This is a genomic window from Nocardia sp. NPDC047648 (assembly GCF_040642815.1).
In the GTDB taxonomy this organism is placed as follows: Bacteria; Actinomycetota; Actinomycetes; order Mycobacteriales; family Mycobacteriaceae; genus Nocardia; species Nocardia gamkensis.
In genome coordinates, this window is record NZ_JBEYSX010000011.1 from 181,697 (window position 1) to 206,080 (window position 24,384).

General features: G+C 68.9%; 23 protein-coding genes. 12 read left to right on the plus strand and 11 right to left on the minus strand.

Annotation, left to right across the window (positions count from 1 at the left end):
• The first annotated feature begins 7 nt into the window (after positions 1–7).
• Both ABZ803_RS23245 and ABZ803_RS23250 read left to right on the plus strand, forming a co-directional pair.
• Complete coding sequence (locus tag ABZ803_RS23245) at positions 8–166, plus strand: hypothetical protein (protein WP_168434213.1); 159 nt, start codon at positions 8–10, stop codon at positions 164–166.
• Positions 167–283: 117 nt separating this feature from the next.
• On the plus strand, positions 284–592 hold the full coding sequence (locus ABZ803_RS23250; protein WP_357041741.1) for a hypothetical protein: 309 nt from the start codon (positions 284–286) through the stop codon (positions 590–592).
• On the opposite strand, the gene ABZ803_RS23255 is transcribed toward ABZ803_RS23250, so the two are convergent.
• Complete coding sequence (locus ABZ803_RS23255) at positions 570–1,421, minus strand: class I SAM-dependent methyltransferase (RefSeq protein WP_063050503.1); 852 nt, start codon at positions 1,419–1,421, stop codon at positions 570–572. The genes ABZ803_RS23250 and ABZ803_RS23255 overlap by 23 nt on opposite strands.
• A 240-nt stretch (positions 1,422–1,661) precedes the next feature.
• Here ABZ803_RS23255 and rpsA point away from each other — a divergent pair, with 240 nt between their 5' ends.
• Positions 1,662–3,128, plus strand: coding sequence for a 30S ribosomal protein S1 (gene rpsA, locus ABZ803_RS23260; RefSeq protein WP_062970818.1), 1,467 nt, complete (start codon positions 1,662–1,664; stop codon positions 3,126–3,128).
• A gap of 69 nt (positions 3,129–3,197) precedes the next feature.
• Here rpsA and ABZ803_RS23265 read toward each other — a convergent pair whose 3' ends face one another.
• Positions 3,198–3,737, minus strand: coding sequence for a hypothetical protein (locus ABZ803_RS23265; RefSeq protein ID WP_357041746.1), 540 nt, complete (start codon positions 3,735–3,737; stop codon positions 3,198–3,200).
• A gap of 111 nt (positions 3,738–3,848) precedes the next feature.
• Positions 3,849–4,526, minus strand: a complete 678-nt coding sequence (locus ABZ803_RS23270; RefSeq protein WP_357041749.1) for an NAD(P)H-binding protein — start codon at positions 4,524–4,526, stop codon at positions 3,849–3,851.
• Positions 4,527–4,611: 85 nt separating this feature from the next.
• Between ABZ803_RS23270 and ABZ803_RS23275 the strand changes: the two genes are divergently transcribed.
• Positions 4,612–5,313, plus strand: coding sequence for a TetR/AcrR family transcriptional regulator (locus ABZ803_RS23275; RefSeq protein ID WP_357041752.1), 702 nt, complete (start codon positions 4,612–4,614; stop codon positions 5,311–5,313).
• 63 nt (positions 5,314–5,376) lie between these two features.
• Here ABZ803_RS23275 and ABZ803_RS23280 read toward each other — a convergent pair whose 3' ends face one another.
• Complete coding sequence (locus ABZ803_RS23280) at positions 5,377–5,973, minus strand: TetR family transcriptional regulator (RefSeq protein ID WP_357041755.1); 597 nt, start codon at positions 5,971–5,973, stop codon at positions 5,377–5,379.
• A 91-nt stretch (positions 5,974–6,064) separates the two neighbouring features.
• Between ABZ803_RS23280 and ABZ803_RS23285 the strand changes: the two genes are divergently transcribed.
• Positions 6,065–6,397, plus strand: coding sequence for a hypothetical protein (locus ABZ803_RS23285; RefSeq protein WP_357041758.1), 333 nt, complete (start codon positions 6,065–6,067; stop codon positions 6,395–6,397).
• A gap of 1,619 nt (positions 6,398–8,016) precedes the next feature.
• Positions 8,017–9,228 carry a dephospho-CoA kinase gene (gene coaE / locus ABZ803_RS23290; RefSeq protein ID WP_357041761.1) on the plus strand — a complete coding sequence of 404 codons (1,212 nt, stop codon included), beginning with the start codon at positions 8,017–8,019 and terminating at the stop codon, positions 9,226–9,228.
• Between the two features lie 46 nt (positions 9,229–9,274).
• On the opposite strand, the gene ABZ803_RS23295 is transcribed toward coaE, so the two are convergent.
• On the minus strand, positions 9,275–9,799 hold the full coding sequence (locus ABZ803_RS23295) for a DUF402 domain-containing protein (RefSeq protein WP_062970809.1): 525 nt from the start codon (positions 9,797–9,799) through the stop codon (positions 9,275–9,277).
• Positions 9,800–9,855: 56 nt separating this feature from the next.
• Positions 9,856–10,509, minus strand: a complete 654-nt coding sequence (locus ABZ803_RS23300; RefSeq protein ID WP_357041765.1) for a DUF402 domain-containing protein — start codon at positions 10,507–10,509, stop codon at positions 9,856–9,858.
• Positions 10,510–11,010: 501 nt separating this feature from the next.
• On the opposite strand from ABZ803_RS23300, the gene uvrB reads away from it, so the two are divergent.
• Entirely contained in the window at positions 11,011–13,200 is a 2,190-nt protein-coding gene (uvrB, locus tag ABZ803_RS23305) for an excinuclease ABC subunit UvrB (protein ID WP_357041768.1), read from the plus strand.
• Between the two features lie 65 nt (positions 13,201–13,265).
• On the opposite strand, the gene ABZ803_RS23310 is transcribed toward uvrB, so the two are convergent.
• On the minus strand, positions 13,266–13,736 hold the full coding sequence (locus ABZ803_RS23310) for a VOC family protein (protein ID WP_040866102.1): 471 nt from the start codon (positions 13,734–13,736) through the stop codon (positions 13,266–13,268).
• Positions 13,737–13,788: 52 nt separating this feature from the next.
• On the opposite strand from ABZ803_RS23310, the gene ABZ803_RS23315 reads away from it, so the two are divergent.
• The 3 genes from ABZ803_RS23315 to ABZ803_RS23325 all read left to right on the plus strand — a co-directional run bounded on the left by ABZ803_RS23315 (position 13,789) and on the right by ABZ803_RS23325 (position 16,070).
• Positions 13,789–14,688 carry a helix-turn-helix domain-containing protein gene (locus ABZ803_RS23315; RefSeq protein WP_357041771.1) on the plus strand — a complete coding sequence of 300 codons (900 nt, stop codon included), beginning with the start codon at positions 13,789–13,791 and terminating at the stop codon, positions 14,686–14,688.
• 28 nt (positions 14,689–14,716) lie between these two features.
• On the plus strand, positions 14,717–15,130 hold the full coding sequence (locus ABZ803_RS23320) for a DoxX family membrane protein (RefSeq protein ID WP_357041774.1): 414 nt from the start codon (positions 14,717–14,719) through the stop codon (positions 15,128–15,130).
• A gap of 487 nt (positions 15,131–15,617) precedes the next feature.
• A complete protein-coding gene (locus ABZ803_RS23325; RefSeq protein ID WP_040866066.1) occupies positions 15,618–16,070 on the plus strand; it encodes a universal stress protein in 453 nt (150 codons plus the stop codon).
• An 85-nt stretch (positions 16,071–16,155) separates the two neighbouring features.
• Here ABZ803_RS23325 and ABZ803_RS23330 read toward each other — a convergent pair whose 3' ends face one another.
• The 3 genes from ABZ803_RS23330 to ABZ803_RS23340 form a co-directional block, all read right to left on the minus strand.
• Positions 16,156–18,366, minus strand: coding sequence for an ATP-binding domain-containing protein (locus ABZ803_RS23330; protein WP_357042030.1), 2,211 nt, complete (start codon positions 18,364–18,366; stop codon positions 16,156–16,158).
• Between the two features lie 206 nt (positions 18,367–18,572).
• The gene (locus ABZ803_RS23335; RefSeq protein ID WP_357041777.1) at positions 18,573–18,908 is read right to left on the minus strand and encodes an antibiotic biosynthesis monooxygenase; all 336 of its coding nucleotides are present in this window, start codon (positions 18,906–18,908) and stop codon (positions 18,573–18,575) included.
• A gap of 5 nt (positions 18,909–18,913) precedes the next feature.
• Complete coding sequence (locus ABZ803_RS23340) at positions 18,914–20,263, minus strand: diguanylate cyclase (RefSeq protein ID WP_357041780.1); 1,350 nt, start codon at positions 20,261–20,263, stop codon at positions 18,914–18,916.
• A gap of 276 nt (positions 20,264–20,539) precedes the next feature.
• On the opposite strand from ABZ803_RS23340, the gene ABZ803_RS23345 reads away from it, so the two are divergent.
• Positions 20,540–21,682, plus strand: a complete 1,143-nt coding sequence (locus tag ABZ803_RS23345; protein WP_357041783.1) for a beta-ketoacyl synthase N-terminal-like domain-containing protein — start codon at positions 20,540–20,542, stop codon at positions 21,680–21,682.
• 230 nt (positions 21,683–21,912) lie between these two features.
• Positions 21,913–22,623: a sigma 54 modulation/S30EA ribosomal C-terminal domain-containing protein gene (locus tag ABZ803_RS23350; protein WP_357041786.1), complete on the plus strand. Its 711-nt coding sequence runs from the start codon at positions 21,913–21,915 to the stop codon at positions 22,621–22,623.
• A 3-nt stretch (positions 22,624–22,626) separates the two neighbouring features.
• Here the strand turns inward: ABZ803_RS23350 and ABZ803_RS23355 are convergent, their stop codons facing one another.
• Positions 22,627–24,183 (minus strand): GAF domain-containing protein, encoded by a 1,557-nt coding sequence (locus tag ABZ803_RS23355; RefSeq protein WP_357041789.1) that lies wholly within the window; start codon positions 24,181–24,183, stop codon positions 22,627–22,629.
• Between the last annotated feature and the right edge of the window lie 201 nt (positions 24,184–24,384).

Consider the following 24,384-nt stretch of genomic DNA (forward strand, 5'->3'; position numbering starts at 1 on the left):
GCAGCCCATGGCTGAGCGCAAGAAGCTGCTGCTACGCCTGGACCCGGCCGTCCACGACGCCATCGCGAAGTGGGCGGCCGACGACCTGCGCAGTATCAACGCCCAGATCGAGTACGCGCTGCGTCTGGCGCTGGAGCAGGCCGGGCGCAAACCGAAGTCGCAGTGACACGACCTCGATACCGATCAGAGATGGTGCGCCGGCCCCATGGCGCGAAGACTGGCTAGGTGTCAGCGACTGTCCTGCTGTCCGCACCGGAAGGGGCAATCACCGAAAGGGGCAATGATGACCACGACTGTGCACATCGACGACACCGTGCGCGACTACGAGACGTGGAAGCCTGCGTTCGACGGTCTCGAGCAGTACATGGCGGAGGCGGGAGCCCGCAACTGCCGAGTGGCGCGATTCACGCACAATCCCAACCGGGTGATCGTCGAGCTCGACTTCGACACCGCGGCGGAGGCCGAGGCCTTCCGGGACGGTTTGCACCAGCTCATCGACCTGCCGCGGACACAGATGCTGCTGGTCAGCCATGAGGTCTCCATCCTCGAGCTGGTCGACGACCGCCGCCTCACCGCCCGGGCTTCCTCGTGACGAAGATCGCCGTGCCGGGGAACAGCTCGCCGCGCAGCGGGCTCCACTGTCCCCATTCCCGGTCGAGCCATTCCGGCCATTCCGGCTCGACGATGTCCTCCACCACCAGTCCCGCCGCGACGATCTCCCGGACCCGGTCGCCGATCGTCCGGTGGTGCTCGACGTAGGTGGGCACGTCGTCGCCGTCGACCTCCACGTAAGGGGTGCGGTCGAAGTACGGGATGGTGGCGGTCAGGCCGGCCGGACCGGGGTCGTCCGGGAAGATCCAGCGCATCGGGTGGTTCACCGAGAAGACCCAGCGCCCGCCCGGTCGCAGCACCCGCCCGACCTCCCGCATCACCAGCGCGGAGTCGGCGACGAACGGCACGGCGCCGAATGCCGAGCAGGCCAGATCGAACGACGCGTCCGCGAACGGAAGAGCCTCGGCGTCCGCCTGCACCAGCGGTACCCGAGGGCCGCCGCGCGCCATCACCGCCAGGCCCCGCTCCAGCATGCCGCGCGACAGGTCGAGCCCGACCGGCCGCGCGCCCTGCCCGGCCAGCCAGCGAGCGCACGGGGCGGAGCCGCAGCCGATCTCCAGCACCAGCTTGCCGGTGACGTCGCCGAGGAATCGCATATCGCCCTCGTGCAGGCCCTCCGGGCACCACACGAACTCGCCGCCGGGGGAGTCCACGCCGAGGAACTCCGCGTGCGTCTCGTGGTATTGGGCGGCGTCGGCGTCCCACCACCGCCGGCTGGCCAGCTTGCTGGCCGCCGACCCGATCCGGGTCCGCGCGATGCCCGTCGTTCCGAGCAGTGCGTTTGCTTGCGCATGGCGATCTTCCGACACGCCGATCAGACTATCGGCGTGGCGACCCGACGGTTTGCCCGGCCGGACCGAGGTCGCGTACGCTGAACGCGCGAGTGTCTTCCGTACAACCGTACCGAAGTTCAACCCGTGCTGAGTTTCACGCGCGTCGCGTGCGGTACGTTCCTAAGTGTCCGTCTTCACACCTCGCGGTGAGATCGCAGCGTACCGAAAGTTCCAATGTCCGCAACCGACCACAATCCGTCCGGAGCAAACCGACATATGCCCACCACCGTCACCTCGCCGCAGGTAGCCGTCAACGACATCGGCTCCGCCGAGGATTTCCTCGCCGCCATCGACGCCACGATCAAGTACTTCAACGACGGCGACATCGTCGAAGGAACCATCGTCAAGGTCGATCGCGACGAGGTCCTGCTCGACATCGGTTACAAGACCGAAGGCGTCATCCCCTCTCGCGAACTCTCCATCAAGCACGATGTCGACCCCAATGAGGTCGTTTCCGTGGGTGATGAGGTCGAGGCCCTTGTTCTCACGAAGGAGGACAAGGAAGGCCGCCTGATCCTGTCGAAGAAGCGGGCGCAGTACGAGCGTGCGTGGGGCACCATCGAGGAGCTCAAGGAGAAGGACGAGGCCGTCAAGGGCACCGTCATCGAGGTCGTCAAGGGCGGCCTGATCCTCGACATCGGCCTGCGCGGCTTCCTGCCCGCGTCGCTGGTCGAGATGCGCCGGGTCCGCGATCTCCAGCCGTACGTCGGCAAGGAGATCGAGGCCAAGATCATCGAGCTGGACAAGAACCGCAACAACGTCGTGCTGTCCCGCCGCGCCTGGCTGGAGCAGACCCAGTCCGAGGTCCGCAGCGAGTTCCTGCACCAGCTGCAGAAGGGCCAGGTCCGCAAGGGTGTGGTCTCCTCGATCGTCAACTTCGGCGCCTTCGTCGACCTGGGCGGCGTGGACGGTCTGGTGCACGTCTCCGAGCTGTCCTGGAAGCACATCGACCACCCGTCCGAGGTCGTCGAGGTCGGCAACGAGGTCACCGTCGAGGTGCTCGACGTCGATCTGGACCGCGAGCGGGTCTCGCTGTCGCTCAAGGCGACCCAGGAAGACCCGTGGCGTCAGTTCGCCCGCACCCACGCGATCGGCCAGATCGTGCCGGGCAAGGTCACCAAGCTCGTTCCGTTCGGCGCGTTCGTCCGCGTCGAGGAGGGCATCGAGGGCCTGGTGCACATCTCCGAGCTGGCCGAGCGCCACGTCGAGGTGCCGGACCAGGTCGTGGCCGTCGGCGACGACGCGATGGTCAAGGTCATCGACATCGACCTGGAGCGTCGCCGGATCTCGCTGAGCCTCAAGCAGGCCAACGAGGACTACCACGCCGAGTTCGACCCGTCGAAGTACGGCATGGCCGACAGCTACGACGAGCAGGGCAACTACATCTTCCCCGAGGGCTTCGATCCCGACACCAACGAGTGGCTCGAGGGCTTCGACAAGCAGCGCGAAGAGTGGGAAGGCCGCTACGCCGAGGCGGAGCGTCGCCACAAGATGCACACCGCGCAGATGGAGAAGATGGCGGCCGACGCCGCGGCCGAGGCCGCGAACGGCGGCGGCGCGTCGAACTACTCCTCCGAGAGCGGTTCGCAGTCCTCCGAGCGCCAGGCCGAGTCCGCCGGTGGTTCGCTGGCGAGCGACGCCCAGCTGGCGGCTCTGCGTGAGAAGCTGTCCGGCAACGCCTGATAGGCAATAGTCGAACGACTGTGCCCCAACCGGAATCCGGTTGGGGCACAGTCGTTTCTGCTGCGGTCTTCAGACGTTCTCGCGGCGCGAGGGTTTCGTGGTGCCGCGATTGACTTGTGGCGCGGGAGCGGGCCGCCGCGCCGCCTCATGTGGCGCGACCATCTGTGCGGTGGTGAGCGCGACGACCTGAATTTGCTCCAGCCGCAACCCGAGCGAGGCCAGCCGGGCGATGACGCCCAGCCGATGCTCCGGCAATCCGGGGCGGATCACCAGCGGATCCCGCTCCGGACGACGCAACACGTAGGCGCGGCGTTCGGTGTCGAATCGCACGGGTACGCCGTCGCGGATGGCTCGGTAGGCATCCAGATCCAGCGTGCTGTGCCGGATCGGGTCGATCATCAGCGACTCGACGAATTGCTCCGCCTGCCGCAGGAACGGCTCTTGGTCCGACGGGTCCAAGTGCTCGATCCGCTGGGCCACGCGCCACCGATAATCCTCCGCGGCGTGGCGCAGCAGAGACCGGTGCCGCTCGATCTCGGCCGCGAATGCCACGAGTTCCTCGTGGTCCACGGCGCGTGGGTCGGGCGTCGAAGCTTGGACGTCGGGCATGGGGCCCCTATCTCTCGGGTTGCGGATTACATTGCGTGGCAACCTGATCGACGTCCGACACTGATTATTGTGCCGCAGGGGTCCGACAGAAACGGCGTACGAACCGTCCGCTCAGTAGCCGACGGTGAAGCGGCGCTGCACGAAACGCGGCAGCTCGGCTTCGTCGAGGATCGCGACGGCCACGTCTTCGGCGGAGATGTCCGGGCCTCCTACCAAGAGCTGATCGCCGCCGACCCGGAAGCGGCCGGTGCGCTCGCCGGGATTGATCCGCCCCGAGGAGGGGCTCAGGTAGGTCCAATTGCGGTTGGACAGCCGGTAGATGTTCAAGGCGTCGCGTAGCGCGCGTACCACCTGGGCGTACTCCGCGGGGACGTCGAGGACCTCGGTGAGGGTGCGGGTGAATTGCGCACCGGTGTCCAGCAATTGCGTGCCCGGTGTGACCTCCAAGCTGCCCGCCCCGCCCACGGCGATCAGCCGGACGCGCGGTTGCCGGTCCAGCGCGGCGACCATCGCTCGCGCGCCCACCACGAAGTTGTCGGCCGAGGCAATGGTGTCGGCGATGCCGCGCCCGGCGTTCACCGCGCTCACCACTACGTCGAGGCCGGCGATGGCGTCCGCGATGCTGCCCGCGTCCAACCAATCGGCCACGGCCCATGTCTCCTCCCCGGGCCGGGCCGGGAAGCGCGCCGCATCGCGCGTGAAGGCGGTGACCCGATGCCCCCGCCGCACTGCTTCGGTGACGACGCGGGAACCGATGACGCCGGTAGCCCCGAAAACCCCAAGATCCACGAACACTCCTCAACATTGTTCATTTACTACACGCCGTTCAGTTTAGATACGGCAGATAGTAGACGAACGCTGTAGGGTGTCAACCGTGGCCGAGATCGTGAGAAGTCGCCGGGAGCGCCTGCGCGCCCAGACGCTGGAGGACATCGAGAAGATCGCCATGCGGCTGCTCGCCGAAGGCGGACCGGACGCGATCTCGTTGCGCGCCATCGCCCGTGAGATGGGCATGACGGCGGGCGCGATCTACGGCTACTTCGCCACCCGCGACGACCTGATCTCCGCTCTCATCTCGAACGTGTACACCGCCTTGGTCGACCGGCTCGAAGCGGCGCGCGATGCGGTGGCGGTGGAGGATCCGGCCGGGCGCATCATGGCTTGGGCCGAGGCTGTGCGCGCGTGGGCGGTGCAGCGGCCCGCCGAATTCCGGCTCATCTACGGGGATCCGGTCGCCGGCTATCGGCCGCCGCCGGGCGGACCCGCCGCCGCGGCGGAATCGCGGGCCTGCACCGGCCTGGTCGGTCTGGCGGCCGCCGCGTGGCCGCAGGCGGCGGCCACGCAGGCGGCCGACGACTGCGCGTGGTCGGACTTCGACCCGGATCTGGTCGCGCATGTTCGCTCCGGCTTTCCGGAGGTGCCTCCCGATGCACTCGCCCTCGCGCTGCGCATGTGGGGCCGGATGCACGGACCGATCGCGCTCGAGGTGTACGGCCATCTGCGCCCGCAATCCCAGGACCCGGCAAAGCTTTTCCGCGCCGAAATGCGCGACCTGGTCCGCTCGCTCGGGCTTTGAGTGAACCCGAGGGCGCGGGCGGGTCCGTGAAGCCCCGAAGCGGCCCTCCAAGGGGGCGGTGGCCTAGCGGACCTGCGGTGCCGCCGCGAGCGACTCCGGCTCGGTGGGGCCATGTGCGATGTCGTGAAAAGCGTTCCGCAGCAAAGCGATGATCCGTTGCGGCGGCGCGTCGCGCAGCCCGTCGAGTTCGAGCAGGTGGCGGCCGATCACCACACCGATGGTCAGGGCTCCGAGCAACCCGGCGCGCAGGTCCGCCTCGTCGTCGGCGAGCTGCCCCGCCGCTCCGCGCTGGCGCGCGGTCATGGCCGCGCGCACCTCGTCGGCGGCCTCCGGGACGGTGAGCATCGAGCGGATCGCCGCCAGCGTGTTGACCGGCCGGTCGGCGAGTTTGATGGCGAGCGCGTCGAGCAGGAGCTCGGCCACCTGCTCCGGTGTGCCGGTGATCGGGTGGTCGTCGGCGAAGACCGCGACGCGCGCGAACAGCTTCTCCTTGGACCCGAAATAGCGCATCACCAGGCTGGGATCGGTGTCCGCCTCCGTCGCGACGGCCCGGATGGTCGTCCGGTCGTATCCGATCTCCGCGAACAACCTGCCCGCCGCCGCCAGGATCCGGTTCTCGGTGTTCCGGCGTTGCTGAGCGCGCGTGGGGGTCGAATCCATGAATTCAGTCTACGTCTGTTGACTCAATAGTCGCGCGGCGGTAGGTTTCGGTCTACAACTGTTGACTGAACTGGAAAGTGAGGTGGTTCCGATGTGGTCCACCGTCGCCCTGTCGCTGGTCGCCGGGATCCTCGGGGTGAACGCCGTTCCGCACTTCGTGAAAGGCATGATGGGGGAGGAGTTCCCGAACGTGACGGGTAACGCGCCGGTCCGCAACGCCGTGGCCGGATTCCTCGGACTGCTGCTGACGGCGATGATCGCGTCCTGGGCCGACCTGCCGAGTCATCCCTGGGCCGGCGCTGTGGGGATCGGCCTGGGCGGCCTGAGTATGGCGATCTTCCACGGCCTGGGCGGGGCCTACCGGCTCAACGCCGCCTTGGGCCTGCCGAATCCCCCTCGTCAGCTGCACTCGACGGTGGCGTGATCCGAGAGTCCCGCCGGTAGCGCACCTTCGACGAGGCTTCCCGTGGATGCCTCGTCGTCGGTCTCTCCGCCCTCCGGCGATCATTCGGCGCCTCGGGGGCGCGGAGTCACCGAGTCGGCGCCGGGGCGGTACCGGCTGCGGCTGTGATGCCGACGCCGACGAGCAGCGCGGCCAGGGCGAGAATCGCCGAGCCCCTAGGCCGCAGGCGACCATGGCGGTGGTCAGTACCATGCGGACGCCCAGGCGTGGGGTCAGGGTCGCCGAGGTCGCGAAGCCCGCGATCACCAACGCGCAGAACGGCAGCCACGCCGCGCCGGTGCGAGCCGGGGTGTAGTGCATGACCTGCTGCAGATGGAGGGTGAGGAAGAACAGCATCGACAGGATCGCCGAGCAGAACATGACATTGGCCGTATTGGCGACGGCGCGATCGCGATCACGGAAGAACGACAGGGGAACCAGCGGTGATTCGTGGCGCCGTTCGCGCACGACGAACGCGATCAACAGCAGCAGGCCTGCACCCAGGCGCAACGCCGTCGTCGGCCAGGCGGCCGGCCGCTGTCGATCAGCCCGAGGTCGAAAGCCGCGACAGCACCCGGTGACGACCGGCTGAGTCCGTCGGTCTGGTCGGCGCTGGGGTCACTGGAGGAGCGTCCGGCGTCCGGCGGCCCAGTGGTGCGGAAATGAACCCGGATCGATGGCCGTGACCAGAAATTTGCCGTCATCGGTGTATCCCGGACTCCCCGACGACTCGGCAGCTCGGGCTCGTATGCGGTATGCGAAACACGGCACATCGAAATGGCGAACGGAGATGCCGCTGTTTCGCGGTCTTTCGCGCGGTGCCGCGATTAGCGAGAAATCGTCTTGGGGGTGTGGGAACTATCTCGCCCGCGGCGATTGTCGTCCGAAATGGAATCGAGCCCCCGCGTGGTCCGGCCTTCGTGGCGGTACCCCGCGTGCTCGTCGCTCGGTCATGGGAATTCTTCGGTGGTATTTCGCCGACCGGCGAACGCGGTGCTCCGCTTCATTCCCGACCGTGCTCCGGGCACGTAAAACAGTGGCCCAGCCTTGGCGAGAGGCTGGGCCACTTCGAACTCGGGTTCAGCTTGCGGTAGCAGGTACCCACCGGACCGCGGGTGCGGCCGGACGGTTCCGCATGGCAGCGAAACTGTGCCGCGCGGGACTGATGAACGCGGTGAACCAAGAGCGGCGGTGCTCGGCGAGCGCCGCCGCGACAGCAGGGATGTGAATGCAGTGCACTCGCCCCGCCATGCCCAGGCGGTGGCGACCCGCCTGGTTGATTCTGGTGCCCAATGGTGTTCCTTTGCTTCGCTGGTGTCGGCCTGGATCGCCACGGCGAAGATTAGCGGAACGAAACTGCGGGGCAGAGTATTTTGCCCGAGTAATTGCCTCGGCGTGTCGGAAAGTCGCCGCGGTCGAACCGTAAACATCCGGAATTGTTGCGAATCGGTCTCGGCGCAGTCACGGATCGGGCAAATGGCGCCACCAGTGGTGGAATGCACGGGCGCATCGGGTAATCGACCGGATCTCCCGTTCCCGCGGCTCGGGACCCGATCGGGGCGGCGAACGCCCGCGCGCGGGCCGGATGCGAGACTGGTCGAATGTTACGAATCGGCCTCACCGGAGGCATGGGCGCGGGGAAGTCGACGGTGGCTCGGGCACTCGCCGACCTGGGCGCGGTGGTCATCGACTCCGACCTGATCGCCCGGGAGGTGGTCGAACCGGGCACCGAGGGGCTGGCCGCTCTGGTCGAGGCGTTCGGCGCCGGCATTCTCGCCGCGGACGGCAGCCTCGACCGGCCTGCCCTGGCGGCCAAGGCCTTCGGTGACGACGCGGCGCGCGCGAAACTGAATTCGATCACCCACCCGCTCGTGGGAAAGCGGACCGCGGAATTGATCGCGGCCGCGCCCGCGGACGCCATTGTGGTGCAGGATATTCCGCTTCTGGTGGAAAACGGCCTCGCGCCGCTGATGAATCTCGTGCTCATCGTCGACGTCGACGCCGAAACGCGTATTCGCCGCCTGATGGAATTCCGTGGCGTGGCCGAAGCCGATGCGCGGGCGCGTATCTCGGCGCAGGCCACCGATGAACAACGCCGAGCCGTCGCTGATGTGTTGCTGGACAACAGTGGCGCACCCGGTGTTGTCGAGGCCGAGGTGCGCAGGCTGTGGGCCGAGCGTTTGCTGCCGTTCGAGCGCAACCTGCGTGCCGGGACACCCGCCCGCCGCGACGGCATCCGGCTCGTGCCCGCCGATCCGGCCTGGCCCGCGCAGGCGCAGCGGCTGATCGCCCGGCTGTGGGTCGCCTGCGGCAGCGCCGCGTCGCGCATCGACCACGTCGGGTCCACCTCGATACCGGGGTTGCCCGCGAAGGACGTGATCGATCTGCAGATCACGGTCGCCGATCTGGCCGCCGCCGACGGTTTGCGCGATGCCCTCGGCGCGGCCGGATTCCCGGTGCGGCCGGAGTCCACCCAGGACAATCCCAAGCCGACACCGCAGGATCCGGCGGGTGTCGATACCGCGCTGTGGACCAAACGTTTCCACCAGAACGCCGACCCGGGCAGGTTGGCCAACGTGCACGTGCGCGCCGAGGGATCCCCCGGGCAGCAGTACGCGCTGCTGCTGCGGGATTGGCTGCGCGCGGACGACGAGGCGCGCGCGGAGTACCTCGCCGTCAAGCGCGCGGGCGAAGCCGAGGCGGCGGGGCTGACGGGCGCGGAGGCGACCGTCGCCTACCTCGGCGTCAAGGAACCGTGGTTCGACGCCGCTTATGCCCGAGCTCTCGCTTGGCGGGACACGTCGGCGCCCTAGGCTCCGACGAGCGTCCGAACCGGCGCGGGCAGCGTCCCGCAGGGGGCTACAGCCAGGTCAAGGTGATGTCCATGGTCTCCAGCCAGCCCTCGAAGGTGTGGCCGTTGGCGGCGATGCCGTCGATGGCGGCGGTCGCGTGCTGCACGGCGGCCTCGGCGTCGGCGAGGGTGATCAGTCCGGCCGCGTGCGCGGCGATCAGCTCGTCGACGTCGAGCAGCTGGGTGTCGCGCGAGGAGCGCACGATGATGTCGAGATAGTGATCGACGGCCTTCCACTTCTTCGGCGCGACCGCCGTGAAATCACCGACGTCGAGGTAGTAGTCCTGGTCGCGCCGATGCGCCGGGAGGTAGTGGAAGACCGTCGCGCGCAGGTGCAACTTCGGCAGCAGCCAGGACTCGATGTAGTGGAACTGCGGATGGTCCGACGTGCGCGCCATGTACAGGCCCCACGGCTCGACGCGGTACTTCTCGACCGGGCGCACGAAGCCTTTCGGATCCGTGTTCGTCAGATCCGCGATGTTGAAGTACTCGACCTTCGGGCGGTGCACGTCGACGATAGGTGCCTGCGTCATGCATCAAGAATCTACCGTCGTTCTCGACCCGTCGAGTCGATGGAGTGATCGGCGGGCTACATCCAGGTGAGCGTGATGCCGTGGGTGGCCAGCCACTCCTCCACGCAGTGATCGTGCGCGGCCAGCCCGTCCAGCACCGCCGTGGCCCGCTCGAACGCTCGGTGCGCCTGTGCCGTGTCGACCAGCCCGGCGGCATGCGCGGCCAGCAACTCGTCGACCCCGAGGAGTTCTGCGGTGCGGCGCGGGCGCACGGCGATGTCGAGGTAGTGGTCGACGGCCTTCCAGCGCTTCGGGCCGACTCGGGTGAACTCCCCGATGTCGAGGCGATAGACGCGTTCGCGATGGTGTGCCGGGTTGGTCCGCGTCAGCGTCGCGCGCAACGAGAGCCCCGGCAGCAACCAGGATTCGAGGTAGTGCGAATCCGGTCCGGCGACCGGGCGCGCCATGTACAGGCCCCACGGCTCGACGTGGAAACGCTCGACCGGGCGGACGAAGCCCTTGGCGTCGGTATTGGTGAGTTCGGCCAGATTGAAGAATTCCACCCTGGGCCGGTGCGGCGCCGGGGCGGCCGCGGCGAGTGGCCCCGGTGGGGCGGCCGTGGCGGCGCCGCCGCCGACGGAGGGAACCACCGCGCGGATGTCTCTGGCGACGTACCCGGCGAGGCCGGTCACGGCCGGCACGGCGACGAGCAATGGAATCAGACCGCTCATGGCTCTTGTCCTCACGTCCGAACAACCAGATCAGGTTACACCTGGCGCGGGGCCACCGCGCGGTTCGAGATAAGCTGTTCTCGAACACGAAACCTATTGCGGCAACGGACATTTCGGACATGTAACCGAATGCGCCGAGCGGGCTCGGCGCGGCTGTGAGGCCGCGGGCGCGCCGGCGGCAACGCCTCCGCTTCCGGTAACCCCCTGCCACCGTGAGTGATCGGGAGTATGCCCGCAGTTTTTCGTCGAAAATGGTTGGTAAGACTCGAAATCTGTGTACCCACGACGCGCCGTCGCGTATCGCTTTGTTTCGGGATGGCGCCAGGGGTTTCCGGGTAGGCGCCGACTCATCCCCGGTCCTCGCGTCCGGCGGCCGGTGGATCGCCGCCCACTTCGAATGTGACCGGTTTCACAGAGGGGGTCGGCCCCGTGAGATCGTCGGAATCGGGCCCGCCCGTCACCCCGGGAAAGCTGTCGGTGGGTGGGCCTACGCTGGTGAGCATGGCATTCGCAACCGAGATTCCGGCGGAGGGCTTCGAGGACAGGGCGGCCGAGCAGCCGCTCGCGCACTCGGAGTTCCGCCCCGTCGGCGAGATCGAGCGCGTCGGCGGCCGGTTCGAGGTGGTCAGCGAGCACCAGCCCGCGGGAGACCAGCCCGCCGCGATCGCCGAATTGGAGCGCAGGATCAAAGCGGGGGAGCGCGACGTGGTGCTGCTCGGCGCCACCGGTACCGGAAAGTCGGCCACCACCGCCTGGCTGATCGAGCGGTTGCAGCGGCCCGCGCTGGTGATGGCTCCGAACAAGACGCTCGCCGCCCAGCTGGCCAACGAACTGCGCGAGATGCTCCCGCACAACGCCGTCGAGTACTTCGTCTCCTACTACGACTACTACCAACCCGAGGCGTACATCGCGCAGACCGACACCTACATCGAGAAGGACAGCTCGATCAACGACGATGTCGAGCGGCTGCGCCATTCGGCGACCTCCAGCCTGCTGTCCCGGCGCGACGTGGTGGTGGTCGCCTCGGTGTCGTGCATCTACGGCCTCGGTACGCCGCAGTCGTATCTCGATCGGTCGGTGCAGCTGCAGGTCGGCACCGAGATCGACCGGGACGCGCTGCTGCGGCTGCTGGTCGACGTGCAGTACACCCGCAACGACATGGCGTTCACCCGCGGCTCGTTCCGGGTGCGCGGCGACACCGTGGAGATCATCCCGTCCTACGAGGAGCTGGCCGTCCGCATCGAGTTCTTCGGTGACGAGATAGAAGCGCTGTACTACCTGCACCCGCTCACCGGTGACGTGGTCCGCCAGGTGGACACGCTGCGGATCTTCCCCGCCACCCACTACGTAGCCGGGCCGGATCGGATGGAGCGCGCGGTGCGCGACATCGAGGCCGAACTCGAGGATCGGCTCGCCGAGCTGGAACGCCAGGGCAAGTTGCTCGAGGCGCAGCGGCTACGCATGCGCACCCAATACGACCTGGAGATGATCCGTCAGGTCGGGTTCTGCTCCGGCATCGAGAACTATTCGCGTCACATCGACGGCCGCCCGGCCGGTTCGGCGCCCGCGACGCTGCTGGACTACTTCCCGGAGGACTTCCTGCTCGTCATCGACGAGTCGCACAACACTGTTCCGCAGATCGGCGGTATGTACGAAGGCGACATGTCCCGCAAGCGCAATCTGGTGGAATACGGCTTCCGGCTGCCGTCCGCGGTGGACAACCGGCCGCTGACCTGGGAGGAATTCGCCGATCGGATCGGGCAGACGGTCTATCTGTCGGCCACCCCCGGCCCGTACGAACTCGGGCAGACCGGCGGTGAGGTGGTCGAGCAGGTCATCCGTCCGACCGGCTTGGTCGACCCCAAGGTCGTGGTGAAGCCGACGAAGGGCCAGATCGACGATCTGATCCACGAGATCAGGCAACGCACCGAGCGCGACGAGCGCGTCCTGGTCACCACGCTCACGAAGAAGATGGCCGAGGATCTCACCGATTACCTGCTCGGGCTGGGCGTCCGGGTGCGCTACCTGCACTCCGAGATCGACACCTTGCGCCGGGTCGAGCTGCTGCGGCAGCTGCGACTCGGCGAATACGACGTGCTCGTGGGCATCAACCTGCTGCGCGAGGGCTTGGACCTGCCCGAGGTGTCGCTGGTGGCGATTCTCGACGCCGACAAGGAAGGATTCCTGCGCAGCACCACCGCGCTGATCCAGACGATCGGCCGCGCGGCGCGCAACGTCTCCGGTGAAGTGCACATGTACGCGGACAAGATCACCGACTCCATGCAGTTCGCCATCGACGAGACCGAGCGCCGCCGCGCGAAGCAGATCGCCTACAACGACGAGATGGGCATCGATCCGCAGCCGCTGCGCAAGAAGATCGCCGACATCCTCGACCAGGTGTACCGCGAAGCCGACGAGACCGAGGTGGAGGTCGGCGGCTCCGGCCGCAATGCCAGCCGCGGCAGGCGTGCGCAAGGCGAGCCCGGACGAGCGGTGAGCGCCGGCGTGTACGAGGGCCGCGACGTCAAGTCGATGCCGCGCGCCGAACTCGCCGATCTCGTCAAAGAACTGACGGCACAGATGATGAACGCCGCGCGCGAGTTGCAGTTCGAGCTCGCCGGACGGCTGCGCGACGAGATCGCGGATCTGAAGAAGGAACTGCGCGGCATGGACGCCGCCGGATTGAGTTGACCCGGATCGCAGCGGCGCTGCCTCCGCGGGCCGTTCGCCGGGTAACCGCGGAGGCAGCCGAGCCGTCAGGACTGGGTGGCCATCCATTCGTTCACCCGGCGCTCGGCCTCTTCGCGCGAGACGTCCTCGACCTTGGTGAGCACCGCCCAGCGGTGGCCGAAGGGATCGATGACCACGGCGAACCGATCGCCGGTGACAAAGGTCTGCGGCTCCTCGACGCTGCGGGCGCCGTGTTCGACGGCGCGCCGCACGACCGCGTCGACGTCCGGGCAGTAGTGCACGATCGAGGTGTGCACCCACTCGCCGTTCGGTGCCAGGACGCCGTTGTCGGGAATGGGCATCCCCATCTGCAGGGTCGAATCGCCGATCTTCAGTTCCGCGTGCGCCGGCTGACCATCGGGCAGGTCGTTGCGAGTGATCACCTCGGCCTCGAAGACGGCGGTGTAGAAATCGATCGCTTTGTTGCCGTCGCCGACCGCGAGAAAACAGGTGATCGAGTGGTAGCCGTCGGCGATGGGATTCACTGTGTTCGTCATGCCCACCACTTTCGCCGGTCACGGCCGGTGGGTCTTGTAAGAAAGCGACACCGTGGCGCCTAGTTCCGAATCCGCCGACGAGCCGCCGCAGGCCCGCAACCCCGCCGCGCCCACCGACACCAAGGGAATCCTGCATCCGGACGAGCAGGCGAAGCATCGCTCCCTGCTCCGCTTGCCGCCGAGCCCGGCGGTGGACCGCTACATCGAGTGGTACTGGGCGGTGCGGTGGGATCTGCGCGGCAGGCCGCCGTACCGAGCCGAGGTGCTGTCCTACCCGAGCGTGAACCTCACCTTCGAGCGATCCGAGACGCGCACCGGCGGATTCGTCAACGGCGTGGTCACCACGAAATTCATTCGGGAACTCAGCGGGCAGGGGGAGACGTTCGGGATCCGTTTCCGCGCGGGCGGGTTCGGCGCGTTCACCGGCCTCGATGTCGGCTCGTTCCGCGACCGCGCCGTGCCCATCGGCGACGTGCTGCCCGACGCCGCCAGCCTGACCGAGCGGGTGTTCGACGCGCCGACCGCCGAGCGGCGCCGACTTGTCGTCGAGAACTACCTCGCGGACCATCCCGTCGTGGCGGACCCGACGTATCACTTGGTGCTGCGCATCGTCGACGCCATGGCCACCGATCAGGAGCTGACCAGGGTCGATCAGATCGCCGAGCGATTCGATGTGCCCGCCCGTACATTGCAGCGCATGTTCCGCCGGTACGTCGGTGCGGGTCCGAAATGGGTGCTGCGGCGCTACCGGTTGCAGGACGGCGCCGATCTGCTGGCGAAGGGTCGTACCGAAGATCTCGCGGCGTTGGCCGCCGAACTCGGCTATTTCGATCAGGCGCACTTCTCGCGTGAGTTCACCACGGAAGTGGGTATGGCCCCCCTCGAATACGCCAAGAATTCGCTACGCTTCCGCAACGAGGTCACCGCGAAGGTCGTACGGACGCGGGATTAGTTGCCGGACTGCCGACGAGGAGCCGGACATGGACGTCGTGGTGTTGATCGGACGAGTGTTGTTCGCGGTGCTGTTCCTGACTTCCGCCCTCGGGCACTTCACACGGACCGAGGCGATGGCCGGGTACGCCCAGAGCAAGGGAGTCCCGATGGCGAAGGCCGCCGTGCTCGGCTCGGGCCTGCTGTTCGCCCTCGGCGGCCTGAGCGTGCTGCTGGGTGTCTGGGCCGACCTCGGTGCACTGCTGCTCGTTCTCGCGCTGCTGCCCACCGCCGTCGTGATGCACCGGTTCTGGCAGGAGACCGACGAGGAGACCAAGCAGAGCGAGCTGATCCAGTTCAGTAAGGACGTTGCTCTGGCGGGCGCCGCCCTGATGTTGTTCGCGTTCTTCGCACACGTCGACGAACTCGGATTGACCATCACCGGGCCCCTTTTCGACCTCTAGTCCCGCCCCTGCGCGCTAATTCTGCGCATCGTTTTCAGCGCAGGAAGAGGAAGCCATGGACCGCATAGGAGCGATTCTTGGCATATTCTGGGCAAACTATCGGCTGTGGCCGTGGCGGCACGGTAGTCCGGTTCCCATCGGCCTGTTCCCGGCGCGCGATTCACCTGCCGGACAGGCCGGTCTTCCTGTGACGGACCTGGCTCTGTGATGAATATCCCAGGGCCGCAAAACGGTTCGACGCGGTTGTGGCACCTCACAGGTTTAGTTCCCTGGAATTGAGTCCGCCCTGGTTGCTCAGGCCCTTCCGGCATTCCCTGGCGAATCCGCGGCGGGAATGGCCGAACACCCCGAGTGTGATGTCTTGCGATTTCTGATATTTCCGCCCGGTTTGCCGCTATGGTCGAGCCCAGTCGCCGCGCCGGCGTACCGGTCGTACCGGAACGAACCCGTGCGCGGCACCTGACCCACCGCATAGTTGGAGGAGAGAATGACCGCCTACCGGACCATTGTCGTCGGTACCGATGGCTCGGACTCGTCGTATGTCGCCGTCGAGAAGGCAGGGGCCCTGGCCGGTGTGTCCGGCGCGACCCTGGTCATCGCCTGCGCGTACTACCCGACCGACGACCGCGATGTCGCGGCCGCGGCCGACGTGCTGAAGGAAGAGGCCTACCAGGTACGCGGTTCCGCGCCGACCAACGAGATCCTGCGGATCGCCCGCGACAAGGCGATCGCGGCGGGTGCGGCCGACATCGTCGAGCGCGCGATCGTCGGCGAGCCGGTGGAATCGCTGCTCGCGCTGATGAAGGAGGTCGACGCCGACCTGCTGGTCGTCGGTAACCGGGGCCTGAACACCCTGGCCGGGCGGCTGCTCGGCTCGGTGCCCTCCGACGTGGCGCGCAAGTCCCGCTCCGACGTGCTGATCGTGCACACCGTGCGCTGAGTCTCGCGACGATCGAAAGGCTCCGTGTCCATCGCGAATCGCGATGTGGCGCGGAGCCTTTCTCGTTCCGATGTCCGGGCGTCGATCAGCGCAGCCGGGCGAGCACACCGGGCAGTTCCGCACCGTGCACCACGCCGAGCCGCTGGGTGGCGCGCGTCAGCGCGACGTACAGATCGTTGAGCCCGCGGGGCGATTCACCGAGGATGTCCTGCGGTTCCACCAGGTAGACCGCGTCGAACTCCAAGCCCTTCACCTCGTGCACGGTCAGCACCCGCACCGACTCGCCCGCGAGATCGGCCAACTCCGCCACCAGCGCCTGCGGCGCGATCACCGCCGTGGTGCCCGGCCCCGTCTCGGTGGCGACCAGCCGGGCCACCTCCGCGTGCACCTCGCCGGGCGCGACCCGGTACGCACGCGGCGCGGCGCCGGTCTCGCGGACCGAACGCGGCGCGGTCGCCGCCGGATCGATGGCGGCAAGGACGTCGGCCGCGACGTCCATGATCTCCGCGGGGGTGCGGTAGTTGACGGTGAGCTCGGTCAGCTTCCACCGGGACGCGACGTAGGGCTCCAGCATCCGCTGCCACGAGGACGCGCCCGCCGGGTCGCCGGTCTGGGCGACGTCCCCGACCACGGTGACCCACCGGTTCGGGATGCGCCGCATCACCATGCGCCACGCCATCTCCGACAGCTCCTGCGCCTCGTCCACGATCACGTGACCGTAGGTCCAGGTGCGATCGCCCGCGGCGCGCTCCGCGGTCGTCTGGCGGGAGCGGGTGTCCTGTCGTTCGGCCAGCTGGCTCGCGTCGATCAGGTCGTAGGCCATGAGGATCTCGGGATCGAGATCGTCCTCGAGATCCTGCGGGGCGGATCCGGTGAGGATGTCGAGGGCGTCCTGCGCCTCGGCGATCCGGGCGCGCCAGCGGCGCCGGGCGCGCTCGCGTTCCTCGGTGTCGTCCACACCGAGCAGCTCGGCCAGCTCGTCCAGCAGCGGCGCGTCGGCGGCGCTGAACCGTCCGTCGTCCGATCGCAGCAGTTCGGCGCGGTCGGCCGGGTCCAGCGAACTCGCGGCCCGGTCCAGCCGCTTCGGGTCGGCGAGCAGGTCGGCCAGCACGTCCTGCGGGGACAGGATCGGCCAGAGTTTCGCGATGGCGGCCTGGATCTGCGGATCGGCGCGCATCTCGTCGCGGATCTCGGTGAGGTCGGCCGAGCTGAGCAGGCTGGGGCCGCCGGAGAGATCGGAGCCCATGGTCTCGGCCAGCTGATCGGTCAGCGCGTCGATCACCGAGGCGGCGAAGATCGGCCTGGCCAGGTTGTGCGGGCGGCGCGAGGACCGGGCGCGACCGCGGGCCTTGGTGGCGATCTTGCGATCCAGCGTGACCGGATAGCCGTCGAAGCTGAGCCGGACGGGTTCGGCGGGCACTTCCTGGCGGTCGCGCACCGCCTGCTTGAGCACCTCCAGGATCGTCAGCGAGCCCTTGATCTCGCCGGCGCGCAGCGAGTCCTCGCGGGCCGCGCGAACGCCCGGATACAGATCGCCGATGGTGGACAGCAGCACGCCGGTCTCACCGAGCGACGGCAGCACCTGGCCGATGTAGTCCAGGAAGGTGGCGTTCGGTCCGATGATCAGCACGCCGCTCTTGGCCAGCTGCTGACGGTAGGTGTAGAGCAGATACGCCGCGCGATGCAGCGCGACGGCGGTCTTGCCGGTGCCCGGCCCGCCCTGCACGACGAGCACGCTTTTGTGCTCGGAGCGGATGATCGCGTCCTGCTCGTGCTGGATGGTCTCGACGATGTCGTTCATGTGACCGGTGCGCGCGGCGTTGAGCGCGGACAGCAGCGCGCTCTCGCTGCCGACACCGCCGTCGGCGTCGGTGACGCCGGCCCGGCGCGCGGCCGCCAGATCGAGGTACTCGTCGTTGATCGCGGTGACCTTGCGATTGCGCGAGCGGATGTGCCTGCGCCGGGTCACACCGTCCGGCGCCGCGGTGGTGGCCAGGTAGAACGGGCGCGCCAGCGGGGCGCGCCAGTCCAGCAGCAGGCTCTCGTAGTCGTCCTTCTCGTCGAGGATGCCGAGCCTGCCGATGTAGCGGTACTCGTCCTGCTCGCCGTCGAGGTCGATGCGGCCGAAACACAGGCCGTGTTCGGCGGCATCGTATTTCGCCAGGTCCTCGGTGTAGAGCTGGCTGAACGACTCTCGTTCGCTGCGCGCCTGCGGGGTGCCCCCGGTCTCCAGCAGCACCGTGCGCAACCGGTTGCGCGCGTAGTCGCGCATCTCGTCCAGCCGCTCGTACAGCACCGACAGGTACGCCTGTTCCCGGTCGGTCTCGCGGGTCCGCTCGGGGGTGCCGTCGTGGGCGGCACGGTCCTGAGTGAGGTCGGGCAAACTGAACTCCTTGTCACCGCGAACAGGCGCGCGCACGCTACCCGGCCGGGCAGGCGAACGCGCGGAAAGCAGAGTTGTCGAGTTTACCGGTGCAGCGGCGGGCTCGCCGCAACCGCAGGTCAGGGCCCCGGCTGCGAAGTGGGGCCGGGGTCGTGGTCCGGGGTGAGCGGTACCGGCGTGAAGTGCTCGACCACAGGGAACGGGTCGTAGAAGTGGTGTAGCAGGTCCTTCCAGCGCTGATATTCCGGCGAGCCGCGGAACCCGACGACGTGATCGTCGAGCCGGTCCCATTCCACCCGGAGCAGGTAGCTGCCCGGCGACTCCACACCGCGCGACAGCGACAGCGACCGGAAGCCGGGCATGCTCGCGATGATCGGCCGCGCCGCGGCGAAAGCGGCCTCGAAATCGGCCGCGCGCTCGGGGCGAACCGGCAGCAGGGCGTGTTCGATGATCATGCGCGTCAGGAGGCGTGGGTGCTGTTCGGCCTGCGGCCCTTGGTGACGGTGCCTTCGCGTCGCCCCGGCGGCTTCGCGCGGTACATCGCCAGGTCCGCGTCGTGCAGCACGGCTTCCGGGCTGCGCCGATCGCCCACCTCGAGTTCGGTGACGCCGATCGAGGCGTTCACCTCGATCCGGTGCCCGCGCGCGATGATCGGCTCGGCCATGGTGGAACGCAATCTGCTCACCAGTGCTTCGATGTCGACGCGGCGGGTGCGGCCGGACAGCAGCACCAGGAACTCGTCACCGCCGAGCCTGCCGACGATGTCGTCGCCGCGCAGCGCGCGCTGCAACCGCTGGGCGACGATCTGCAGCACCGTGTCGCCGATGGCGTGCCCGAGGGTGTCGTTGATCGCCTTGAACCCGTCCAGGTCGATGAACAGCACGGTGGACACCGGCAGCAGTTCATCGGTGCTGGCCAGCGCGGCGGCCAGCTGGGAGAGGATCAGCGAGCGGTTGGCCAGCCCGGTGAGCGAGTCGTGCGTGGCCTGATACTCCAATTGCCGCCTGCTGGCACGGAATTCGGTTATGTCGGCGAAGGAGGACACGGCCGAGGAGCGCGGGTCGCCGGGGTTGAGCAGGCGGCTGCTGCCCGACAGCCAGCGGCGCTGACCGTCCACCCGGTCGACGCCGAAGATGTAGCCGGTGATGGTCTCGCCCGTGGCGAGCGTGCGCGCCACGGGATGGCGGCTCGGCGGCAGCAGCTGGGCGTTCGCGTCCAGTAGCACCAGCGGCAGCGACTGGATGGTGCGCCCGATCACCTGGCGGTCGGGTCCCTCGGTGCCGAAGATACGTTTGGCCGCCGGGTTCATCGATTCGATGCGACCTTCCGGATCGATCACCACGACGCCCTCCTCCAACTGGGAGACGACCGTCGTGAAGTAGTGCTCGGCTCTGCGCTGCGCGGCCTCGGCGTGGCGCTGGGCGGTGAGGTCGTGGATCACCACCTGGTAGGCGAGGCGGTCGTGCCAGGCGGTCAGCACCGACACCGTCTCCACCGGAACGGTGCCGCCGTCCACCCGCATCAGCGTCATCTCGGTGGGGATCGAGGCCGCGCCCGCGGTGGTGAGGGTGCTGATGCGGTCGAGCATCGAGGGGACGGACGCGGGGTGGACGAAGTCGGTCAGCGGGCGGCCGACGATCTCCTCGGCGTTCTCCGCGGCGAGCAGGCGGACGGTCGCCGGGTTGACGTAGACGACCCGGCCGCGCTCGTGCACACAGATTCCATCCGGGGTGTGCTCGACCAGGGAGCGGTAGCGCGCGGCCAGCTGTTCGGCGGCGTCGACCGCGGCGGCCAGCTTGTCGTCACCCACTCGAACCCCCGATCATCGACCCGATTATGGCCATTGGAACACGGGATCATTCTGGTATCGACGTGTACAAGATCACATCGTCCACGGTATTGCTTCGATCACAGTACTGGCACGTTCTCGGCCGGGGTCCGGCGATCATGGCAGATACCGGTTGCCGAGTCGAGCAGGGGCGAACCGCTCGAGCGTCCCGGGCAGCCGGCGAAGGAGCGAGATATGCCGGGTGCCGACCCGAACACCGCCGCGCGGTTCCGAACTCCGCCGAGGCATCGAGATCCTATGACCATCGCCGGGATCGGCGCGATCACCGGCTACGGGTGGGGCCGTGAGCGATTGTGGAACGGGTTGCTCAGCGGCAAGTCGGCCGCCGCCCTGCTGCCCGGCTACGGGCCGGGCCGGGACGAGGACGCCTGGGTATCGCTGGTGCCCGACGGCGGCGATCCCGAGCTGAGCACGAGCCGTTACGGCCGGGCGGTGCACGAGGCGGCGCGGGAGGCCGTCGCCGACGCCCGCGAGCGGGGCTGGCGGCCCGGCCGCACGGTCGGTCTGCTGCACGCCATCGTGCTCGGCGACGTGGCGGACTGGCGCGACTTCTACCTCGTCGACGGGGGCAACCGCCGGTCGAGGGACTATCTGCGGCTTTTGCCGTCCACCCCGGTCTCGATGCTGATGCAGGAGTTCGGCTTCCACGGGCCGGCCATGAACGTGTCCGCCGCGTGCAGTTCCGCCAACGTCGCGCTGATCACCGCGAAGCTCTGGCTGGACGCGGGCATGGCCGACGACGTGATCTTCGTGGCGACCGACCTGTCCGCCACCCCGGACATGGTGGAGAGCTTCGTCCGGCTCGGCGCCGCGGTCACCGACACCGAACCGCTGGACGCGTGCCGCCCCTTCCAGCAGGGCAGCCGCGGATTCAGCATGGGGGAGGCCTCGGTGGCGTTCGTGCTGACCCGTTCGGCGGACCGGCCCTACGCCGCGGTCCTCGGCGGCGCGATGTCCAACGACGCCTATCACGTGGTCTCGGTCGACCCGACGCACGAGCAGATCCTCGACTGCGCTCACCGCGCGCTCGCCGACGCGGAGGTCGCCGCCACGGACGTGCGTTATTTCAACGCGCACGGCACCGGGACCAGGCAGTGCGATGTGGCCGAGCATCATCTGATCGAGCACCTGTTCGCAGGCCCTCCGCACATCTACGCGCTGAAGCCGCTGGTGGGCCACTGCCAGAGCGCGGCGGCCGCCGTCGAGGTCGCGGCGGCCGCCCTCGGCTACGAGCGCGGCATCGTGCCCGCCGCCCCGATCGTCGCGCCCGCGCATCCACGGTTGCTGGACGGCCCGGCGCCGTTCGAGGGCGGCGTCACCCTGAAGCTCTCCCTCGGCATGGGCGGCAACAACTCCGTCGTAGTGCTCGGCGCCACCTGACCGCGATTCGCCGCGCGGGCGAACGCCCCGCCCGGCCCGGTCGGCCTGATTCGAGCCTGTGTCAGCACTTTTCGCCGATAAGGACTTTCGGCCCTGTTCGCGGCAGCGCACGCGGTGCTGGCATAGGGGCGGGACGGATCGATCTGGAGAGCGGGGCAATGCAGATGGTCTCATCAGGGCTGCGGTGCGTATCGGAACAGTGGACGACGGCCGCGGGGCCGGAGGTCGCGGTGACCACGCGAGGGGAGGTGGCCGCCTTGGACGTCACGCGGGCGGTGCGAGCCGTCTCCCGGGTACTGCGCAGACACCATCTCGACGCTCCCGCCCGGGTGCGCCTCGGCGCGCTGCCCGGCCCGGAGGCCCTGACGGTGGTGCAGGTCGACGTCCGCCACCGGGACGTCGTGACCCGGGTCCAGGTCACCGGGCCACGCGGGTTCGCGGTGACCTTCGCCGCCGAGCGGCTCGACCGCCGGTTGGCCCGGCTGGCCGCGCGGGAAACGCGGACCTGGCCCGATCCGGCCCGGCCGCCGCTGTCCCGCGCCGGGGAGCCGCGTCCGATCGTTCGCCGCAAGCGGTGTGCCCTGTCCACCTGCACGCCCGCCGAAGCGGTCGCGGTGCTGGACGCCATGGATTACGAGGCCCACCTGTTCACCGACGCCGAGACCGGCGAGGACGCGGTGGTGCACTGGGCAGCGCCGGGCGTGCGGCTCATCCGCCAGCGGGCGACGAATCCGCCGATCCGGTCGCCGGAGCCGGTCCGGAGCACCCCGCCGATCGTCGTGGACACCGAGCCCGCCGCATGCCTGCCTCCGGCCGAGGCCGCGACGGCGTTGTGCCGCGGCGGACTGCCGTTCCTGTTCAGTACCGACCCGGACAGCGGCCGGGGCGGGCTGCTGTACCGGCGCCACGACGGCGACCTGGCGCTCGTCGCGCCTGTCTGATCGCTAGGCCAGCGGCGCGGACCAGTGCACCCTGGTGCCGCCGCTCTCGGTCCGCCCGACCGTGCAGCGGCCGTCGGACATGCTCGCCCGCTGCGCGAGGTTGGCCAGCCCGCTCGGTGTGACCTCAGCGGGCATGCCCGCGCCGTTGTCCTCGACGAGCACCGTCAGCTCGTCGTCGACGGTGATCTCGACGGCGAGCCGGTTGCCGCCGGAATGGCGCACCGCGTTGCTGACCGATTCGCGCACCACGGCTTCCGCGTGGTCGGCGAGCGCGTCGCCCACCACCGACAGCGGCCCGGCGAATCGCACACTGGTCCGGAAGACGCCGTCGGCGGTCTGCTGGCGGATCGCGTCCTCCAGTCGCCGCCGCAGCGGGTCGCCGCCGTGCAGGTCGAAGATCGACGTGCGGATTTCCTGCACGACCTCCTGCAACCCGTCCATCTCGGCCGAAAGCCGTTGCCGGACTTCGGGATCCTGCGTGCGTGCCGCTGTCGCCCGCAACCCGAGCCCCACCGCGAACAATCGTTGGACGACGTGGTCGTGCAGGTCGCGCGCGATGCGGTCGCGGTCGGCGAGCACGTCGAGTTCGCGCATCCTGCGCTGGGTCTCGGCCAGTTGCATGGCCAGGGCCGCCTGGTCGGTGAACGCGGCGGTCAGTTCGATCAGGTCGCCGGGGTAGGGCGGAGCCCCGGGTGGCCGCGCGATGATCAGCACGCCGAGCGCGAGGTCCGCGGTCCGCAACGGCAGCACCAGCGCGGGCCCCGCCGGGCCCACCGCGGCGCCGAGATCCTCCGCGGCGGCCTCCGGCACCTGTACCGGCGCGCGCTGCGTGAACGCCGTGCCGGTGACGGTGCCCGCGATGCGCACCCGCTCCGGGCCCGCTCCGGGGCCGAACCATTGCGCCACCACGAGTTCGGTGGCTTCGTCGGGCGGCGTCGCGGGGGCCACCACGGCCAGCAGCGCCTGCTGCGAACCGGTGAGCGCCCGGGCGCGGGCGACCACCTGCGCGAGCACCAGATCCGGCGCCGTGCCCGCGAGGAATTCGGTCGCGATGTCGCGGGTCGCCTCGATCCACGCCTGCCTGGTCCGCGCGGATTCGTACAGCCTGGCGTTCTCGATCGCGATGCCCGCCGCGGCGGCCAGCGCCAGCACGATGGCCTCGTCGTCGTCGGTGAAGGGTTGCCCGCCCGCCTTCTCGGTGAGGTACAGATTGCCGAAGATCTCCTCGCCGACCCGCACCGGGACGCCGAGGAAGCTGCCCATCGGCGGATGGCCGGGCGGAAAGCCCACGGAGGCAGGGTGTTCCGACAGGTCGTCCAACCGGATCGGTCGCGGGTGCGCCAGCAGCAGGCCGAGTACGCCCCGCCCTCGCGGAGGGAGGCCGATGTGGGCAGGTGTCAGGTCGTCGACGCCCTGGAAGATGAATTCGACCAGCCGGTCGCCGTGTCCGCGTACGCCGAGCGCCCCGTAGCGGGCGTCGACCAGACGGGTGGCGGTCCGCACGAGGGCGCGCAAAGTGTCGAGCACCGTTGACGAGAGATGAGGGGTGAGTTCCGTCATGAAGGAGTCGGGGGAGGCCGGTGGGGGGCGCACAGCGCGCTCAGTCTAATCGGCGGTCCGTGCGTGCGCTGCGAAGTTGCGCCGAGCGATGACCCGGAGGAGTCGGCGCGGCCGGAGACGTCGGCGCGGTCTCGACCAGCGTGAGTTCCAGGGTCGCGATGTGGGTCGTCACGCACACGCGGGGTGACGTCGAGCACCGCG

Coding starts and splice junctions, on each gene's coding strand:
- rpsA (WP_062970818.1), top strand. CDS start 1,662: ATGCCCACCACCGTCACCTCGCCGCAGGTAGCCGTCAACGACATCGGC.
- ABZ803_RS23345 (WP_357041783.1), top strand. CDS start 20,540: ATGACCATCGCCGGGATCGGCGCGATCACCGGCTACGGGTGGGGCCGT.
- ABZ803_RS23320 (WP_357041774.1), top strand. CDS start 14,717: ATGGACGTCGTGGTGTTGATCGGACGAGTGTTGTTCGCGGTGCTGTTC.
- ABZ803_RS23250 (WP_357041741.1), top strand. CDS start 284: ATGACCACGACTGTGCACATCGACGACACCGTGCGCGACTACGAGACG.
- ABZ803_RS23285 (WP_357041758.1), top strand. CDS start 6,065: ATGTGGTCCACCGTCGCCCTGTCGCTGGTCGCCGGGATCCTCGGGGTG.
- ABZ803_RS23300 (WP_357041765.1), bottom strand. CDS start 10,509: ATGAGCGGTCTGATTCCATTGCTCGTCGCCGTGCCGGCCGTGACCGGC.
- coaE (WP_357041761.1), top strand. CDS start 8,017: ATGTTACGAATCGGCCTCACCGGAGGCATGGGCGCGGGGAAGTCGACG.
- ABZ803_RS23335 (WP_357041777.1), bottom strand. CDS start 18,908: ATGATCATCGAACACGCCCTGCTGCCGGTTCGCCCCGAGCGCGCGGCC.
- ABZ803_RS23265 (WP_357041746.1), bottom strand. CDS start 3,737: ATGCCCGACGTCCAAGCTTCGACGCCCGACCCACGCGCCGTGGACCAC.
- uvrB (WP_357041768.1), top strand. CDS start 11,011: ATGGCATTCGCAACCGAGATTCCGGCGGAGGGCTTCGAGGACAGGGCG.
- ABZ803_RS23295 (WP_062970809.1), bottom strand. CDS start 9,799: ATGACGCAGGCACCTATCGTCGACGTGCACCGCCCGAAGGTCGAGTAC.
- ABZ803_RS23280 (WP_357041755.1), bottom strand. CDS start 5,973: ATGGATTCGACCCCCACGCGCGCTCAGCAACGCCGGAACACCGAGAAC.
- ABZ803_RS23245 (WP_168434213.1), top strand. CDS start 8: ATGGCTGAGCGCAAGAAGCTGCTGCTACGCCTGGACCCGGCCGTCCAC.
- ABZ803_RS23355 (WP_357041789.1), bottom strand. CDS start 24,183: ATGACGGAACTCACCCCTCATCTCTCGTCAACGGTGCTCGACACTTTG.
- ABZ803_RS23310 (WP_040866102.1), bottom strand. CDS start 13,736: ATGACGAACACAGTGAATCCCATCGCCGACGGCTACCACTCGATCACC.
- ABZ803_RS23325 (WP_040866066.1), top strand. CDS start 15,618: ATGACCGCCTACCGGACCATTGTCGTCGGTACCGATGGCTCGGACTCG.